The organism is Novosphingobium taihuense (genome assembly GCF_007830315.1).
GTDB classification, from domain to species: Bacteria; Pseudomonadota; Alphaproteobacteria; order Sphingomonadales; family Sphingomonadaceae; genus Novosphingobium; species Novosphingobium taihuense.
Genome location: NZ_VLKJ01000002.1, coordinates 308,028 through 324,692 on the forward strand (window position 1 = coordinate 308,028; position 16,665 = coordinate 324,692).

General features: G+C 65.2%; 13 protein-coding genes. 10 read left to right on the forward strand and 3 right to left on the reverse strand.

The genetic code is table 11. The annotated features are described in order from the left end of the window. Positions 1-2: 2 nt before the first annotated feature. From xdhA to IQ25_RS06400, 6 genes are read left to right on the forward strand one after another with little or no spacing between them, the layout of a single operon-like run. A complete protein-coding gene (xdhA, locus tag IQ25_RS06375) occupies positions 3-1,415 on the forward strand; it encodes a xanthine dehydrogenase small subunit (protein WP_144903883.1) in 1,413 nt (470 codons plus the stop codon). Between the two features lie 2 nt (positions 1,416-1,417). Continuing rightward, positions 1,418-3,721, forward strand: coding sequence for a xanthine dehydrogenase molybdopterin binding subunit (gene xdhB, locus IQ25_RS06380; protein ID WP_144904245.1), 2,304 nt, complete (start codon positions 1,418-1,420; stop codon positions 3,719-3,721). After that, positions 3,721-4,659 carry a xanthine dehydrogenase accessory protein XdhC gene (gene xdhC / locus IQ25_RS06385; RefSeq protein WP_181447195.1) on the forward strand — a complete coding sequence of 313 codons (939 nt, stop codon included), beginning with the start codon at positions 3,721-3,723 and terminating at the stop codon, positions 4,657-4,659. The genes xdhB and xdhC overlap by 1 nt, the downstream gene beginning before the upstream one ends. After that, positions 4,656-5,957, forward strand: a complete 1,302-nt coding sequence (guaD, locus tag IQ25_RS06390) for a guanine deaminase (RefSeq protein ID WP_144903887.1) — start codon at positions 4,656-4,658, stop codon at positions 5,955-5,957. Before xdhC ends, guaD begins: the two co-directional genes overlap by 4 nt. Next, entirely contained in the window at positions 5,954-6,967 is a 1,014-nt protein-coding gene (locus IQ25_RS06395) for an adenosine deaminase (protein ID WP_144903889.1), read from the forward strand. The genes guaD and IQ25_RS06395 overlap by 4 nt, the downstream gene beginning before the upstream one ends. Positions 6,968-6,974: 7 nt before the next feature. After that, positions 6,975-8,069 (forward strand): nucleoside hydrolase, encoded by a 1,095-nt coding sequence (locus IQ25_RS06400; protein ID WP_144903891.1) that lies wholly within the window; start codon positions 6,975-6,977, stop codon positions 8,067-8,069. Between the two features lie 19 nt (positions 8,070-8,088). Here IQ25_RS06400 and IQ25_RS06405 read toward each other — a convergent pair whose 3' ends face one another. Genes IQ25_RS06405 through IQ25_RS06415 form a run of 3 tightly spaced genes read right to left on the reverse strand, consistent with a single transcriptional unit; the run spans position 8,089 to position 11,194 of the window. Next, positions 8,089-9,033, reverse strand: coding sequence for a ThuA domain-containing protein (locus IQ25_RS06405; protein ID WP_144903893.1), 945 nt, complete (start codon positions 9,031-9,033; stop codon positions 8,089-8,091). A 12-nt stretch (positions 9,034-9,045) separates the two neighbouring features. Beyond that, the gene (locus IQ25_RS06410) at positions 9,046-10,389 is read right to left on the reverse strand and encodes an MFS transporter (RefSeq protein WP_144903895.1); all 1,344 of its coding nucleotides are present in this window, start codon (positions 10,387-10,389) and stop codon (positions 9,046-9,048) included. Positions 10,390-10,420: 31 nt separating this feature from the next. Next, entirely contained in the window at positions 10,421-11,194 is a 774-nt protein-coding gene (locus tag IQ25_RS06415; RefSeq protein ID WP_144903897.1) for a TIM barrel protein, read from the reverse strand. A gap of 260 nt (positions 11,195-11,454) precedes the next feature. Between IQ25_RS06415 and rsgA the strand changes: the two genes are divergently transcribed. The 4 genes from rsgA (at position 11,455) to IQ25_RS06430 (ending at position 16,634) form a co-directional block, all read left to right on the forward strand. Continuing rightward, on the forward strand, positions 11,455-12,516 hold the full coding sequence (rsgA, locus tag IQ25_RS06420) for a ribosome small subunit-dependent GTPase A (protein WP_144903899.1): 1,062 nt from the start codon (positions 11,455-11,457) through the stop codon (positions 12,514-12,516). A 35-nt stretch (positions 12,517-12,551) separates the two neighbouring features. Continuing rightward, positions 12,552-12,704, forward strand: coding sequence for a hypothetical protein (locus IQ25_RS21140; protein WP_181447196.1), 153 nt, complete (start codon positions 12,552-12,554; stop codon positions 12,702-12,704). Positions 12,705-12,886: 182 nt separating this feature from the next. Next, positions 12,887-14,650 carry a protein-arginine deiminase family protein gene (locus IQ25_RS06425; protein ID WP_158637676.1) on the forward strand — a complete coding sequence of 588 codons (1,764 nt, stop codon included), beginning with the start codon at positions 12,887-12,889 and terminating at the stop codon, positions 14,648-14,650. 115 nt (positions 14,651-14,765) lie between these two features. Then, entirely contained in the window at positions 14,766-16,634 is a 1,869-nt protein-coding gene (locus IQ25_RS06430) for an amidohydrolase (RefSeq protein ID WP_144903903.1), read from the forward strand. The last annotated feature ends 31 nt before the right edge of the window (positions 16,635-16,665 follow it).

The following is a 16,665-nucleotide window of genomic DNA, read 5'->3' on the forward strand; positions in this document are numbered from 1 at the left end:
CGATGGCGGTGCGCTTCCTCCTTGATGGTGATGTGATCGAGATTGCCGACTGCGATCCTACGGGCACGCTGCTGGATTACCTGCGCGGGGCCCTGCGCAGGACCGGCACCAAGGAAGGTTGCGCCGAGGGGGATTGCGGGGCCTGCACGGTTCTGGTGGGCGAACCTGAGGGCGCCGACGTTCAGTGGCGGGCGGTCAATGCCTGCATCGCGTTTCTGCCAATGCTGCACGGCAAGACATTGATGACAGTGGAGAGTCTCGGCGTTGGCGGAGCGCTCAATCCACTGCAATCCTGCATGGCGGCCAACGGCAGTTCCCAGTGCGGGTTCTGCACGCCGGGGTTCGTTATGTCGCTGCATGGGCGGGCGATTGGCGCTTTGGGGAGCGAGTTGCCGGTAGCCGATGTGATCGCGGGCAACCTGTGCCGCTGCACTGGGTACGGGCCGATCCTTGAAGCGGGCGAGAACGTCTCGCAGATTGCGCAGGATGATGCGGATGTGGCGGCGGCGCTGTCCGGATTGGGCGGTGATGCCAGCGGGACGTTCGGAGGACGGCAGTGGTTCGCGCCGCGCTCTTCGCAGGCTCTGGCCGACATTCTGGCGGCGCATCCCGATGCCCGGATCGTGGCGGGGGCAACCGATGTCGGTCTGTGGGTGACCAAGGGCCTGCGCGATCTGGAAACGGTGGTGTTCATCGGCGATGTGGCCGATCTCAAGGGCATCGAGGAAACGCCCGAGGGCCTGCGTCTGGGGGCGGCGGTGCGCTATGCCGAGGCTCATCCTGCGATGGCGCGGCTGCATCCGGATCTGGGCGAGTTGGTGCGGCGCATCGGCGGATTGCAGGTGCGCAACTCCGCTACGGTCTGCGGCAATATCGCCAATGGCTCGCCCATCGGTGACGGGCCGCCAGCGCTGATCGCGTTGGGGGCCGAGTTGACGCTGCGCTCTGCGGCGGGGCGGCGGACCTTGCCGCTGGAGGACTATTTCCTCGATTACGGCAAGCAGGACCGCCAGCCCGGCGAGTTTGTCGAAAGCGTGTTCGTGCCGCGCCCTGCAGCCGGTGCGGTGGTGCACATTTCCAAGCTCTCGCGGCGGTTCGACAGCGATATTTCCGCGGTGCTGGGAGCCTTTGCGCTGACGGTGGAGCAGGGCACGATCACCGCGGTGCGGGTGGCTTTCGGCGGCATGGCGGCGACCCCCCGGCGCGCGTCCGGATGCGAGGCGGCGCTGGTGGTGCAGCCGTTCGTGGAGGCGACGATTGCCGCTGCGGCAGAGGCCTTGCGCGGGGACTTCCAGCCTTTGACCGACGTGCGCGGGACGTCTGCCTATCGCATCGAGGCGGCGGCGGCGCTGCTGTGGCGGTTGTGGCATCGCGAGCAGGGCACTGCCGTCTCGGTTCTCGACGTGGAGGCCTGATGATGGCAGACGCCGATCCGCTCTGGCCTGCAGGCACAATGCCTTCGAACCCGCATGACAGTGCGCACCTCCATGTCGCAGGGCTGGCTCGATACGTGGATGATGAGCCGGAAGCGACGGGCATGTTGCATCTCGCGTTCGGGCTTTCGAGCCAGGCGCGGGCGCTGATCGTGGGTATGGACCTCTCGGAAGTGCGCGCCTTTCCGGGCGTGGTGGGGGTCTATGTTGCAGGCGACATACCCGGCGAAAACAACGTCGGCCCCATCGCCCATGATGACCGCGTGCTGGCCGATGGCGAGGTTGTCAGCCATGGGCAGCCGGTGTTCCTCGTGGCTGCAGAAACGCGGATGGCAGCGCGCAAGGCGGCGCGGCTGGGGCGGATAGACTATGCGCCGCTGGACCCCGCGATCACCGTGGCGCAGGCACGGGCGGCGGATGCGCGGATCGAGGCGGATCAGCGCATGGCGCAGGGCGATGCTGATGCTGCACTGGATGCTGCGCAACATCGGCTTGCCGGAAAGCTAAGGATCGGGGCGCAGGATCACTTCTATCTGGAAGGGCAGGTTGTCCATGCGCGGGCGGGGGAGGACGGGCAGATCCACGTCGTCTCCTCGAGCCAGCACCCGAGCGAAGTGCAGCACCTTGTCGCGCTTTTGCTGAACAAGCCCAGCGCCGACGTGACCGTGGAAGTGCGGCGCATGGGCGGGGCATTCGGGGGCAAGGAAAGCCAGGCCGCGCTTTTCGCCGCCGCTGCCGCGCTGGTGACGCATCATACCGGGCGACCCGCCAAGTTTCGCTGTGACCGCGATGACGACATGATCGTGACCGGCAAGCGCCACGATTTCGAGGTCGATTACGAGGCGGGGCATGATGACGAGGGCCGGCTGACCGCGGTCAAGCTGCGCTTCGGCGGGCGCTGCGGCGCGACGATGGACCTCTCGCCCGGCATCAACGACCGCACGATGTTCCATGCCGACAACTGCTATTTCCTGCCCGATGTCGAGATCGTTTCGGAGCGGCTGAAGACCAACACGGTATCGGCCACGGCCTTTCGCGGCTTTGGCGGGCCGCAGGGGATGCTGGCGATCGAGCGGGTGTGCGATCACGTGGCGGCGCGGCTGGGGCTCGATCCGCTGGAGGTGCGGGCGCGCAATCTCTACGGGCCGGAGCGCGATGTGACGCCCTACGGCATGAAGCTGGAGGACAACATCGCGCCGCAGCTGATCGCGCGGCTGCGCGAGACGTCGCGCTACGATGAGCGGCGCGGTGCGATTGCCGCGTTCAATGCGGGCAGTCCGGTGCTGAAGAAGGGCATCGCGCTGACGCCCGTGAAGTTCGGGATCAGCTTTACCACCACCCACCTCAACCAAGCGGGCGCGCTGGTGCATGTCTATGCCGATGGGTCGATCCAGGTGAACCATGGCGGGACCGAGATGGGGCAGGGGCTCTATATCAAGGTGGCGCAGATCGTGGCCGACGTGTTCGCGGTGCCGGTGGGGCAGGTGCGGATCACCGCGACGCGGACCGACAAGGTGCCCAACACTTCGGCCACGGCGGCGTCGTCCGGGGCTGACCTCAATGGCATGGCGGCGCACCATGCGGCCATGACGATCCGCGAGCGGATGGCCGCGTTTCTTGGCGGCCTGTTCGGCGGGGAGGTCGTGTTTACGCAGGACGGCGTCATTGCTGGGGATAAGCGGATGACTTTCGCCGAGGCCGCGCGCAAGTCGCATCTCGGGCGCATATCGCTATCCTCAACGGGGTTCTATGCCACGCCCGAGATCGCCTATGACCGTCCCTCGCACAAGGGGCGGCCGTTCTATTACTTCGCCTACGGCGCGGCGGTTTCCGAAGTCGTGGTCGATACGCTGACCGGCGAGCACAAGGTTCTCAGCGTCGACATCCTGCACGATGTGGGCCGTTCGCTGAACCCGGCGATCGATCGCGGGCAGATCGAGGGCGGGTTCGTGCAGGGGCAGGGCTGGCTGACCACCGAAGTCGTCGAATGGGACGACAAGGGCCGCCTGCTCAACCATTCGCCCGCGACCTACAAGATCCCGACCGCTGCGGACCGGCCCAAGCGGCTGCGCATCGACCTGTGGGACGGGGAGAACGTGAAGCCCACGGTGCACCGTTCAAAGGCGGTGGGCGAGCCGCCGCTGATGCTGGCCAATTCGGTGTTCTGCGCGATCAGCGCCGCGATTGCCGCGACAGCTCCGGATCGGCGCGAGCTGCCACCGCTCGATGCTCCCGCCACGCCCGAAGCGGTGCTGCGCGCGATTGCGGCGCATAAGGGGGCGGTGTGATGGAGTGGATCGAACAGCTCCGCACATTGCCATCGCGCGGCCCCATCGCGATGATCAGCGTGCTCGCCACCGAAGGCTCCGCGCCGCGCGGGGCGGGGACGCGGATGCTGGTCACGGCGAGCGGCGAGCATGGCACCATCGGCGGCGGGGCGCTGGAGTTTCGGGCGGTGGAGCAGGCGCGTGCCGTGCTGGCGCATCCGCCGGGGACGTGGCGGGTGCAGGACTATCCGCTGGGGCCGCTGCTGGGGCAGTGCTGCGGCGGGCGGGTGCGGCTGCTGGTGGAGCATGTCGATTCCATGGCGCTCGGCTGGCTGGGCGATGCGGCAGAAGGCCGCGTTCTGATCAGTCAGCTGAAGCCGGGCGCGGTGCAGCGGCATGTGAGCGACGGGCCTGCGGTGCCGCTTTCGGCGCGGGGGGACCGCCCGCGTGAGGGCAGCCGTCTGGCCGAGACGATCGGGCAGGTGCGGCGTCCGCTCTATCTGTTTGGTGCAGGGCATGTGGGGCAGGCGATTGCGCGGCACGTGGGCGGGTTGCCGCTGCGGCTGGCGTGGTTCGATACGCGCCCGGTGTTCGAGACGATCGAGGGCGTGGCGGTCGTGCCTGAAAGCGGGATCACACAATGCGTGGCCGAAGCGCCGAGCGATGCCGCCCTGGTGATCCTGACGCATGACCATGCGCTGGACTATCGGTTGACCCATGCGGCGCTGACCCGCGCGCCGCTGGCCTTCATCGGTTTGATCGGATCGCAGACCAAACGCGCCCGGTTCCTCTCGCGGCTTGAGCGCGAGGGTGTGAACGCCGAGGCGCGGGCGCGGCTGACCTGCCCGATCGGCCTGCCGGGGGTGACGGGCAAGGAGCCTGACGTGATCGCGGTCGCCCTGTTGGCGCAGTTGCTGCAATTGCCGGATTTGGCGCAGGTTCAGGCCGTGGCGGCATGAGCTTGCAGGGCTTTCGTGGCGAAATCCTGAGCCTTTCCAACGACCCCGCCGAGGGCTGCGATGCGGTGCGGCATGACGCTGATGGACTGCTGGTTGTGGAGCATGGGCGGATCGTGGCGCGCGGAAGCCATGCCGATCTCTCTTTGCGTTTCCCCGGCCTCGCGGTGGAGCGGCTGGAGGGGTTGATCGTCCCCGGCTTCATCGACGCACACGTGCATTATCCGCAGCTCGATTGCATCGCGAGCCACGGCGAGCAGTTGCTCGACTGGCTGGAGCGGCACATCTTTCCGGCAGAGCAGGCCTTTGCTGATCCGGCCCATGCGGGCGCGGTGGCGGGTGCGTTTCTGGACGAGCTGCTGCGCCATGGCACGACGAGTGCGCTGGTATTCGGCACGGTCCATGCAGGCAGCGTCGATGCGTTCTTCGAGGCCGCGCAGGCGCGCGAGCTTCGCATGATCTGCGGCAAGGTGCTGATGGATCTGGGGCCAGACGGCTTGCGCGATACGGCAGATAGCGGCGCGGCGGAAAGCAAGGCGCTGATCGCCAGATGGCATCGGCGCGAGCGGCTGGGCTATGCCGTGACGCCGCGCTTTGCGCTGACATCAAGCGATGCGCAGCTTGAGAGCGCAGGGCAATTACTGGCCGATCACCCCACCGTGCTGCTGCACACCCACCTTGCCGAGAACACGCGCGAGATTGCCGAAGTGGCGGCGCGGTTTCCGCAAGCAGCGGACTATCTCGACGCCTATGACCGTTTCGGGCTGGTGACCGAGCGATCCGTCTTCGCCCATGGCGTGCACCTGCCCGACCGGTCCTGCGCCAGGCTGGCGGAGAGCGGGGCGGGGGTGGCAGTCTGCCCCAGTTCGAACCTGTTTCTGGGCTCGGGCATGTTCGACTTCGCGCAGGCCGAGCGGCATGGCGTGCGGCTGGGTCTGGGGTCAGACATTGGCGCGGGGACTTCACTCTCGCTGCTGCACAACGCCGGGATTGCCTATCAGGCGGGGCTGTTCAAGGGCTACCGGCTCGATCCCTTCCGCGCCTTGTGGCTGGCGACCGGAGGCTCTGCGCGCCTGCTGCATATCGATGGCGATGTAGGGATGCTGGCCGAGGGGCAGGAGGCAGACTTCGTGGTGCTGGATGACAAGGCCACGCCGCTGCTCGCGCGCCGGACGGCCCGGGCGACGCTCGAGGAGCGGTTGTTCGCGCTGCAGGTGCTGGGCGATGATCGGGCGGTGCGGCGGACCTATGTCATGGGGCAATGCGCTTGGGACCGCGATGGGTTAAGGTGCGCGGCATGACCGATCTCGACAGCTTCATCGCCCGCCTGCCAAAGGCCGAACTCCACCTGCACATCGAGGGTAGCCTCGAGCCCGAGCTGATGTTCGCGCTGGCCGAACGCAACGGCATCGCGATACCCTATGCCAGCGTGGACGAGGTGCGCGCGGCCTATGCCTTTTCGAACCTGCAGGACTTTCTCGACATCTACTACGCCGGCGCCGGGGTGCTGCAGACCGAGGCCGATTTCCATGATCTGGCCATGGCCTACTTTGACCGTGCCGCTGCCGATGGCGTGGTCCATGCCGAGATCATGTTCGATCCGCAGACCCACACCGATCGGGGCATAGCCTTCGCCACGGTGATCGAGGGCCTGCTTTCGGCCATGGTCGAGGCCGAGGCGAAGCACGGGCTGACCAGCGCCCTGATCATGAGCTTCCTGCGCCACCTCTCGGAAGAGGCGGCGTTCGAGACGCTGGCGATGGCAGAGCCGTGGCTGGACCGGATCACTGCCGTCGGTCTGGATTCGAGCGAGGTTGGCCATCCGCCATCGAAGTTTGCCCGCGTGTTCGCGGCGGCGCGGGAAAAGGGGCTGAAGCTCACGGCCCATGCCGGTGAAGAAGGGCCGCCTGAATATGTGCACGAGGCGTTGGACCTGCTCCAAGTCGATCGGATCGACCACGGCAACCGCGCGCTGGAAGATGGGGCGCTGGTGCGGCGGCTGGCTGGCGATGGCATGACGCTGACCGTCTGCCCGCTTTCCAATCTCAAGCTGTGCGTGGTGGGCGATCTGGCCGGGCACCCGATCGACCGGATGCTTGCCGAGGGGCTGAAGGCGACGGTAAACTCCGACGATCCGGCCTATTTCGGCGGCTATGTGGCCGACAACTATCGCGCGGTGGCACAGGCGCGCGGCCTGTCTCGCGACGATCTGGCCCAGCTTGCGCGCAACAGCTTCACAGGATCGTTCCTGCCACCCGACGCGGTGGCGCGGCACCTTGCCGCCATCGATACCTTCGTCAGCCATTCATAGGAGTTCCATGCGCCGCCTCTTTGTCCTCATCGCCCTGCTCTGCGCCGCGTTCGGTGCCGCCCATGCGGCAGAGCCGCGCCGCAAGGTGATCATCGACGACGAGGGCTTTGCGCTGATGCACCTGCTGCTGCTGGAAGACCGGCAGGTGGAGGTCGTCGGGATCACTACCGTTTCGGGCAACACCTGGGCCAATCGCGCCACTGCAATGGTGCTGCGCGGGCTGGAACTCAGTGGGCACGAGAGCGTGCCGGTGGCGCAAGGGGCGACCTTTCCGATCCTGAATTCGGAAGCGCGGACCGAGCGGTGGGAGGCGCTCTATGGCAAGCTCGTGTGGAAGGGCGCGTTCATGAAGCAGTGGGCCGAGCCGACGGTCCAGTCCACGCCAGATCATCACGGCCCGTTCGATCCGGTTGACCTGCCCTGGGGCAATGCGAAGCTCAAACCCCTGCCCGAAGCTGCCGCGCTGTTCATGATCCGCACCGTGCGCGCCAATCCGCATCAGGTGACGATCATGGCCTGCGGGCCGCTGACCAATCTTGCCCTGGCGCAGCGGCTGGACCCCGAGTTCGCCTCGCTGGTCAAGGAAGTGGTGGTGATGGGCGGGAGCCTCAACCCGCAGCAGGTGCTGGACAACACGTCGGCCGCGCAGTTCGCGCGCGAGTTCGTCAACACGCCGCGACGCGAGTTCAACATCCGCTTCGATCCGGAAGCGGCAAGCATGTTTGCCCATGCGCCGTGGCCCAAGGTGACCTTCGTGCCGGTCGATCCTTCCACCGCCACGCAATTGACCCCGGCGCTGGTTGAACGGCTGGCCAAGGCGGCGCGGCCGCCGGTGGCGGCGATGATCCGCCGAATGGAACCGGGCTTTCCGATGTGGGACGAGATCGCCGCCGCCGTCTGGCTCGATCCTTCGCTGGTCACGCGCCAGCAGCGGCTGTGGTACGATTTCGACGTCCAGTTCGGCCCCGGTTACGGTGACATGCTGACATGGTACGATGCCTATCGCCCCGGTCTGGACGAAGGGCAGGCGGACATGGTGCTGACGGTGGACGTGGCCGCCATGGAAGCGCGGTTCGCGCAAGCGCTTACCGCCAAGCCCTGACCCATTCGCCTTCGCCTGATTATTTCACCGGGTAGTCCTTTGCCTCTTCCAGCACGGGAAGCGTGACTTTGCCGGTGGCCGCCCATTCGGTGCCGCGCAGGATCAGCGTCTGCAATGGCTGGAAATGGAGCGAGACTTCATCATGCCCCAGCGTGATCGAGAAGACGCGGCCCTTGCCATAGTCGGCGGTCCAGACTTGCGGGTGATCGGCATCGATGCCCTTCATCGCCTTCAGCTTTTCGGGCGTGTAGGCGGCGGCAGGGTATTTGGGGCCGGTCAGCTTCGGGTCGTAGGCGGCGGCTGAATCGTGAGCGGTAGCGAGGACGTGTATCTTTGCTTCCGGGTCCATCGCCATGTTGGTGTACATGTCGTCGTTGTAGGTCCACACGAACTCGCGCATTCCTGCCGTGATCGGGTGCGTGCGGTCGACGAGGTGGACGGGGAACGCACCCGGAGGCGCACGGCGGCTTGAACCAGGCTCCATCGCCGCACCGATCAGCTTCTTGTATTCGGGAATGTCGCGGCCCCAGGTAAAGCTGGAGTGGTAGGCGACGAGCCCGCCGCCCTCGCGCACGTACTGGTAGAGCGCCTTGAACGCGCTGTCCGACCAGACATGCTGGACTGGATCGGCATAGTTCCAGCGGCTGGAATAGTTGAGCAGGACCACGTCGTAGCCCTTGAGTGTTTCCAGCGTGCCGTTGTCGAAGTCCTGGGTCACGCGCACGTCGAAGCGCTTTGTGTCCTGCATCATGGTGCGCAGCATGTTGTTCACGCCGGTCCAGTCATGTTCGTAGGAATTGCGGCCCGAGATGATCAGTACTTTTAGACGGTTCTCGGCCGGGTTCACCGGAATGGCCACGCGCTGCACCGTTTCGGGCGGGCGATAGTCGATGGTGACGATGACCTGCGCGATTGCAGGCGTGACGACACAGGCCGCAACGGCTGCGGCTAGAAGCTTCTTCACGGGCACTCTCCCTTATTCCGCGGCTGCGAGGTTTCGCGAGGCGATGTCGTTGCGGATGGTTTCGTGCATGCCGTCCATCGGCCACATCAGGACGACCACGGTCTGCAGGGCGAGCAGGACGACGGCGCTGCCGTAATAAGTCCAGCGGATTGCCTCGCGCGCAGTGTCGGTCACAGCGTCAGGGGCATAGCCTGCCGCGCCGAGCATGAACGCAAAACCCGCCGTGCCGATGGCCATCCCGACCTTGGTCGAGAGGCTGATCCCGGCCGAAAGCAGGCCCTCGCGACGGGTGCCGAACTTCCATTCATGGTAGTCCACCGTCTCGGCGATCATCGCGAAGGCGGCGGTGATGGTGATCGAGGTGGCAAGGCAGGCGGCGATGTAGAGCGTGAGGAAGGCGGCGGTGTTGCCTTGGGTGAGCGGCAGGACGGCGAAGATCATGGCTGCCAGCGCAAGGACGAAGGCGCTGCCCTTCCTGATGCCGGTGCGGGCAAGGATTGGCGGGGCGACGAACGAGGACAGCAGCAGCATGCCCGAGACCGCCGGAAGCATGACCGAAATCATCCACGGCTCGCGCAGCACTTCGATGGCAAAATAGGCGGTCGCGCTCATCATCAGGCCGAACCGGATGAAGTAGAGCAGGCACGAGGCGAAGACGACGAGCCAGGCCTTGTTTCGCAGCATTTCCTTGACCGCAGGGCCGATGGCGAAATCGGGCGAGGAACCGTCGTCGAAACGCTCCTTGCAGTTGCGGAAGAGCGCCAAGGTGCAGACAAAGCCAACGGCGGCAAACAGCATCGCGACGAGCTGGAAGCCCTTGTTCTGGTCCTCCCCCCCGAACACGCCGACAAGCGGCATGACCGCCGCGGTGCCCAGCACCACCGAGATCGAGGTGCCTACCCCGCGCATGCCCGACAGCTTGAGGCGCTGCGAGGTGTCGAGCGTCATCATCGGCATGAGCGCGGTGTAGGGGATCGCCTGGACCGACATCAGGATGCCTAAGCCCTTGAACGTGACGAAGGCGTAGACCAGCTGCGCGCCATGGCTCCATGCAGGCACATGGAAGACCGCGACGGTGAGCAGCGCATAGGGCAGCGCCGTGAACAGGAAGTATCCGCGCGTGCGGCCCCAGCGGCTGCGCGTCTTGTCCACGGCAATGCCCACGACCGGGTCGATGATCGCATCGAGCAGGCGCGCGATCAGGAACACCGTCCCCACCCCCGCCGCCGGCATGCCGACGACGTTGGTGTAGTAGAACAGCAGGAACCCGCTCGCCATGTTGTAGGCAAGGCTGGTGCCCATGTCGCCCAGGCCATAGCTCAGGCGTTCGGCGAAGCTCAGTTTTGTTTGTGCCACTTGTCCTCTCCCGGATCGCGGCGTTCCTTGTTTAGCAGCCCAGCGTTTTGCGGGTCAGCGCGAGGGATTGGTCCATTGGCAGGGTGGGGAAGTATTCCATGCCGATGCTGCCGGAATAGCCGAGTCCGGCAAGCGTGCTCATGACATGGCCCCAGTCGACCGTGCCGGTGCCCGGCTCGTTGCGGTCTTCCATGTCGGCCACCTGCACGTGTGCAACGAGATGGATTCGATCCTTCAAGACTTCAGCGATGTCCTCGCCCATCACGGCGCTGTGCCAGACGTCGTAGAGCAGGCGCAGGTTGGGGCTGCCGACGGCTTCGATCAGGTCCAGCCCGAGCGTGGTGCTGACCAGGTACATCGCCGCGAACAGGCGAGTGTTGAGCGGTTCGAGCAGCAGCGTGACGCCTGCCGCCTCGGCAAGGGTGGCAGCTTCCTTCAGGGCGGCGACGGCGTTGGCGAAGTGGTCTTCCTCGCTCATGCCTTCGACCTTGAAGCCCGAGGCGACGATCAGCGGCGGCTTGCCAAGCGGTGCGGTGGCTTCGATGGTTTCGGCCACAGCCTTGACCATCTCGGCACGCTCTGCCGGGTCGACGATCGAGCGGCGCGGATCGACGCAGATGCCGGTGAGCTTCACCCCGGTCTCGGAAAGGGCGCCGCCGATGGCCTCGACCGGCTTGTCGCGCCAGAGGTGGAATTCGACCAGATCAAAGCCGCCGGCCCTGGCGGCGCGCACGCGCTCGGCCAGGTCGCCAGCTTCGGCGAATTGCCATTCGATACAGGATGAAAGTGGATAAGCAGCAGGCACGTCGATCTCCCAATCGGCGGCCCCGCACCCCAGAACGGGCGCGTTTGCCTGGCGGCAAAGGGCCGCTACTTTATTGGAATATACATTCTCATTCTTCGCAACGAAGGTCAATAGGCCGCCGACGCAATTCCTATCTCAAGGGGGCAAGGTCTGGCACGCGTCTGACGAAATGCAGATTTCTAGGTAATCACCCGCTTCCTCTGTAAGGAGCGGGTGAATCGCAACACTCGCGCGCAAAGCGAAAGGCGCCACTCGAAGTCATGACGTCACACGCTTCCCGATTGGACGAACTGGGCTGGAGGTCCTTCTTCAGCGCGCAGTTGTCCGACGCGGAGGTGGCGCAGTGCGTCCCCGTGCGGGTCATGGCGGTGCATCGCGGATTCATTGCCGTGGCGGGCGATGGCGTTGAAACGCTGATGCCCTCGCAGATTCCGGGGGCGGATGGCGAGGAAGACCGGCCTGCAGCGGGCGACTGGCTGCTGCTCGCGCGGGAAAGCCATGAGCCGGTGAGGCTGCTGCGCCGTGCCAACCTGTTCAAGCGGCTGGCGGCGGGGGTTCGGCAGAGGCTGCAGGTGATCGCGGCCAATGTCGACACGTTGTTCGTGGTCGCCTCGTGCAACGACGATTTCAACATCGCGCGGCTTGAGCGTTATCTGGTGCTGGCCCGCGACGTTGACGTGACGCCTGTTGTCGTCCTGACCAAGACCGACCTTGTGGACGCGTGGGAGCCCTTTGCCGAAGCGGCGCGGGCACTTCAGCCCGATCTGATCGTGCAGGCCGTCAACGCGCGCGATCCGCAAAGCGTGGCGGCATTGGCGAAGTGGTGCGGACCGGGGCAGACGGTTGCGTTTCTGGGCTCGTCCGGCGTCGGCAAATCGACCCTGATCAATACGCTCAGAGGCTCGGACACGCTTGCCACGGGCGCGATCCGCGAGGACGATGGCAAGGGGCGGCATACGACGACGGCGCGCGAGATGCATCGGCTTGAAGGCGGCGGCTGGCTGCTCGATACGCCCGGCATGCGCGAATTGCAGCTTTCCGAGGTGGCATCGGGCATTGCCGAGGTGTTCGACGATATCGTCAGCCTTGCGCAGGAATGCAGGTTCTCGAACTGCACGCATGAAGCCGAGCCGGGGTGCCGGATCGTGGAGGCAATCGATGGTGGATCGCTCGATCCGGCGCGGCTCGCGCGCTGGCGCAAGCTCGCCACCGAAGAAGCGGCCAATTCGGCAAGCAACACTACCCGCAAGGCGCGCATTGCTGGCCGGGTCAGCGCAGCGCCGCAGCCCTCAAACAGAAACGGGCGGCGTCCGCGGCGATAACGTCATGGGCTGCGCGCGCGATTATTGGAGATATCATGGCCGACTTGTACCTGCGTGCGCTCGAATCCGAACGCAAGAGTCTCTGGGCGATGTGCCGGCTCAAGGGGCTTTCCAAGGACACGCCCGAGCGCCGCCGCATTGCCGAACTGGATGATCTGATCGGGACGCACAAGGCCAGGAAGGCCTGAGACCGCGTGCGGCCATACACGGCTAGCCGCATCTGTACCCCCCGAAGGGTACTCGCTATTCGATTGCCTGTGCCTAAACCTCCCGCCGCACCATGAGGCCCTTACGGTGCCTGCTGCAAACGGGAAGCACGATGCTGCAATTTTCTAGAACCTGGCTGTCTGCAACAGTGTCCTGTGCCGCGATGGCTCTGGCACCCCTTTCACAGGGCCACGCACAGGCAAGCGGCAGGATTGAAATCCTTGCCGACACCAATCGCGATGGCACCGTCGACGCGGCTGACCGTGACGGCAAGTATGAGTGGTCCTCAAACCGTGGCGCGATCTTTCTGCCAAACATCGGAGATAGTGCGAAGCGCTGCCCGCGCAGCGCAGACAAGGCGATCAGCGACGCCGCGCTGGAAGCCTGCAACGATGCTCAAGGCGATGTGGCCTGGGCGCCGGAAAACCTTGCGCCGCTGCGGACTGCGCCGATCAAAGGCCTTTCCGGCAAGGCGAGTGGGCAGGTAGTACCGACAGGCCCGGGCGCAGACCGGGTCCGCGTGTTCCTCAAGCGTGGCACGCGCTGGGTAATGATCGGCAATGGTTTGGTCGTTTCAGAGCGCGAGCTTGCCGCAGGACTGGAACTCGGGGTCGATGGTCGCGATGTCGCCCGCGATCTGCGCAAGTGGGATGGCCGGATTACCATCGAACTGCGGGTGAAGGACCGGGGTGTTCTGGCCAGTGACAGCGTGGTGATGCGGGTCGCTCCGGTGATCGTCCACAATCACACACAGCGAGCGCAAGACATCTTCGGGCCAGACAGCGGACGCTATGCACCGCACAAGACCTTCATGACCGATATGGAGGTTGCATTGCGCAAGGGCGGCTATGACCGGCCGATCCGGCGCATTCAGACCAACGACAACTGGGCGCAGGATTTCGTCGAATTCGGCTATGCCAGCATGCCCGGTGCAGGCGGTACGCAGAAGGCCATCCGCATCGCGATCCGCTCACCACAACCGGGACGCGCCGCGGGGCGGGCGCTGTTCGACTTGCGTGGACCAGGCATGGGCGTGGTGCAGATGGGCGGTCAGGGCTACCATCAGGTCGATTCTTTCGGCAATCTTGAAACGGCACCGCCCTATCGACTTGCGGGCAAGGACTATCCCGTGGGCCGGGTGGTTTACGGAGATGCCGGAGATGGCGTGGCACCGCACGAGGACTGGATAAACTTCTTCGCCGCGCAGCAGTTGCAATCACCAATCGTGCTGGACACATCATGGCTGGCCATCGGCCATGTCGATGAATTCGTGCAGTTCATTCCGGCAAACAACGTGCGCGGCTGGACTATTGCGGTCAAGGACGTGGACGCGGCGCTGGCTTTGCTGCGCAAGGCCAAAGCCGAAGGGCATGGCAAGGTTGCCGCATTTTCGCGCCCTGACGTCCGGCCACGCAGCATTGACGACCTGCTGGGCAATGCCGATTGGCTCCGGCAGAACGAGCAGGCGAGCCGCAAGATCGCTCTGAACATGGCGCTGCTCATGGCAGAGACCGGCATTTCCGAAGAGGAAGTGGTGCGCGTGCCGGGTCTGTTTACGGAAAGCGACTTCCACGATTTCGTGAGCACGGTGACAAAGAAGGCATCGGCGCCACCTGCGGGAAGCTATCCCGATGGCATCCTGCTGCCACCCGAAGACATCACCTACGGCCCCGGCGTGCTCATTGCCGATTACCCCGCCCCGGTGAACGGCCTGCTGGTGGATCGCACGCACTACATTGCCCCGCGCCAGTGGGGGCCGGTGATCGATGGCGTCGATATTCTGGAAGCAGCAGTGGCGAAGGCCTATGCTGCGCAAGGGATCGAGACGGCCTTCGTGGATGACTGGATGACCCACCACATCATCGGCGGCGAAATCCACTGTGGGACCAATGCAACGCGCGAGATCGGCGCGCCATGGTGGCGCTGAAGTGCCGCACCATGCCTGAGCGGGGTGACGTGGTGCTTACGCGGCTTGCGCAGCTATCGTCCGGCTTTGCACTAGCTGGCGGAAAGTCGGTGCATCGGGCCAAGGGGGGCAAGATATGAAGTTCCGCAGCGTCCTTGCGCTTGTCACGGGTGCTGTCCTTGCCCTGCTGCCGCCTGGTGCGCATGCGCAGGGCGGGGCGAGAGTGCACAGGCCTGCGCCGGTCGATACGGTGCTCGTCAACGGTGCGATCTACACCGCCGATGCCGCCAACAGCGTGCGCGAGGCTCTGGCCATCCGCGATGGACGCGTGGTCAAGGTGGGGTCCAATCGGGAGATTCGGGCGCTGGCGGGCAAGCATACCCGAGTGATTGATCTCCAGGGCCGCATGGCGATGCCCGGTTTGATCGACGGCCACATCCACCCCTTCAACGGGGGGCGCATGTTGCGCAGTTGCAACCTCGAGTACCGGCCGCTGACAGAGGCGCAGTTCCTTGCCGGAATCCAGTCCTGCCTCGATGCGGAATCCGGGGCGGCGGACGATGCGATCCTCAACGTGGTGGGTTGGTACCGCCAATACATGCAGCCTGCGGGAACCGAGGCGGATCGTCATACGCTCGACAAGCTGAGGACGCGCAGGCCGATTGCCGTGACCAACCGCGATCTCCACTCGGTGCTGCTCAACAGCCGCGCGCTGGCGTTTGTCGGCATCGACGATACCACGTCGAATCCCGAGGGCGGCGCGATAATCCGTGATGCCCAGGGCAAGGCCACGGGCATTCTGGAAGATGCGGCGATCGGCTTTCTGTACAAGGTCATGCCCGCCCCTGCCGCAGATGATGACCGCCGCGATCTGGAAGCTGCACTCAAGGCCATGGCGCAGGCGGGCGTAACCACATTCCTCGATGCACTTGGCACCGAGGACAAGCTTCCGATCTATGTCGAGATGCTCAACAGCGGGCGGCTGACATCGCGCGTTCACGTGGCCTATCTGCTTGATACGCGAAGCGAAAAGAATGCAGGGAAGTTGATTGCGGATGCGGTGCGGGTGCGGAAGGCCTTTGACCGCCCTTCGCAAGGCGTGCTGCCGAGCGTCCGCATCGACCACGTCAAGCTGGTGATGGACGGGGTGATACAGGCCCCGGCGCAGACTGCCGCGCTGGTGGAGCCCTATTGGGTGCCGCAGGTGGGGCTCGGCCACGATCATGGCAAGGCAGACGAAGAAGGGGCAGGCTGGGTTCCGGGGGCCAATCGCGGTCCGGTCTACATGCAGGTAGGTCAGTTACGCGATATTGTGGCGGGTCTGGCCAGCGTTGGCATGGACCCGCACATTCACGCCATTGGCGATCGCGCTGTCAAAATGACACTGGATGCGATCGAGCAAGTCCGTGCCGCAGGTGCGCCCGATGACTTCCGGCCGGCCATTGCCCACGCCGAACTTGTCGAGACAGTGGACCTTCCGCGCTTCCGGGCGAACGGCGTGTTGCCGGTGATGTCATTCCAGTGGAGCATCCCCGGGCCGAACTCCGTCACCGGCGCGAAATACCAGCTAGGACCCGAGCGGTTCGAGCGGATGGAGCCGTTCGACAAGCTGGCAGCAGCCGGTGTCCGGGTGGTTTACGGCAGCGACTGGCCGGTCGACAGGATGAACTACTGGCTGGCGCTGAAGGGCGGCATAACCCGCGCAGGCGGACGCGATACGCCGCCCGAGTTTGCCGGAAGGCTGAATGATGCACCGGGCCTCAGCCGTATCCAGGCATTGCGATCGCTGACCATCGATGGTGCCTTTGCGCTTCATGCCCAGGACAGGATCGGCTCGCTCGAAGCTGGAAAGCTGGCCGATCTGGTGGTGCTGGAGCGCAACTTCCTTGAGGTTGCGGAAGATAGCCTTGCGGAGAACCGAGCCCTGCTCACCATGGTGGGCGGATTGATTACTTATGATGCCGGGGTGATTGGCCAGAAGCCGCCCCCCCCATCGCATGAGTGAACGGAATTGCGAGATGTCAGACGGGGAATCG

Excerpts from the sequence above, each read along its gene's own strand:
- IQ25_RS06400 (WP_144903891.1), top strand. The coding sequence starts at position 6,975 with ATGCGCCGCCTCTTTGTCCTCATCGCCCTGCTCTGCGCCGCGTTCGGT.
- rsgA (WP_144903899.1), top strand. The coding sequence starts at position 11,455 with ATGACGTCACACGCTTCCCGATTGGACGAACTGGGCTGGAGGTCCTTC.
- IQ25_RS06430 (WP_144903903.1), top strand. The coding sequence starts at position 14,766 with ATGAAGTTCCGCAGCGTCCTTGCGCTTGTCACGGGTGCTGTCCTTGCC.
- xdhB (WP_144904245.1), top strand. The coding sequence starts at position 1,418 with ATGGCAGACGCCGATCCGCTCTGGCCTGCAGGCACAATGCCTTCGAAC.
- xdhC (WP_181447195.1), top strand. The coding sequence starts at position 3,721 with ATGGAGTGGATCGAACAGCTCCGCACATTGCCATCGCGCGGCCCCATC.
- IQ25_RS06395 (WP_144903889.1), top strand. The coding sequence starts at position 5,954 with ATGACCGATCTCGACAGCTTCATCGCCCGCCTGCCAAAGGCCGAACTC.
- IQ25_RS06425 (WP_158637676.1), top strand. The coding sequence starts at position 12,887 with ATGGCTCTGGCACCCCTTTCACAGGGCCACGCACAGGCAAGCGGCAGG.
- guaD (WP_144903887.1), top strand. The coding sequence starts at position 4,656 with ATGAGCTTGCAGGGCTTTCGTGGCGAAATCCTGAGCCTTTCCAACGAC.
- IQ25_RS21140 (WP_181447196.1), top strand. The coding sequence starts at position 12,552 with ATGGCCGACTTGTACCTGCGTGCGCTCGAATCCGAACGCAAGAGTCTC.
- xdhA (WP_144903883.1), top strand. The coding sequence starts at position 3 with ATGGCGGTGCGCTTCCTCCTTGATGGTGATGTGATCGAGATTGCCGAC.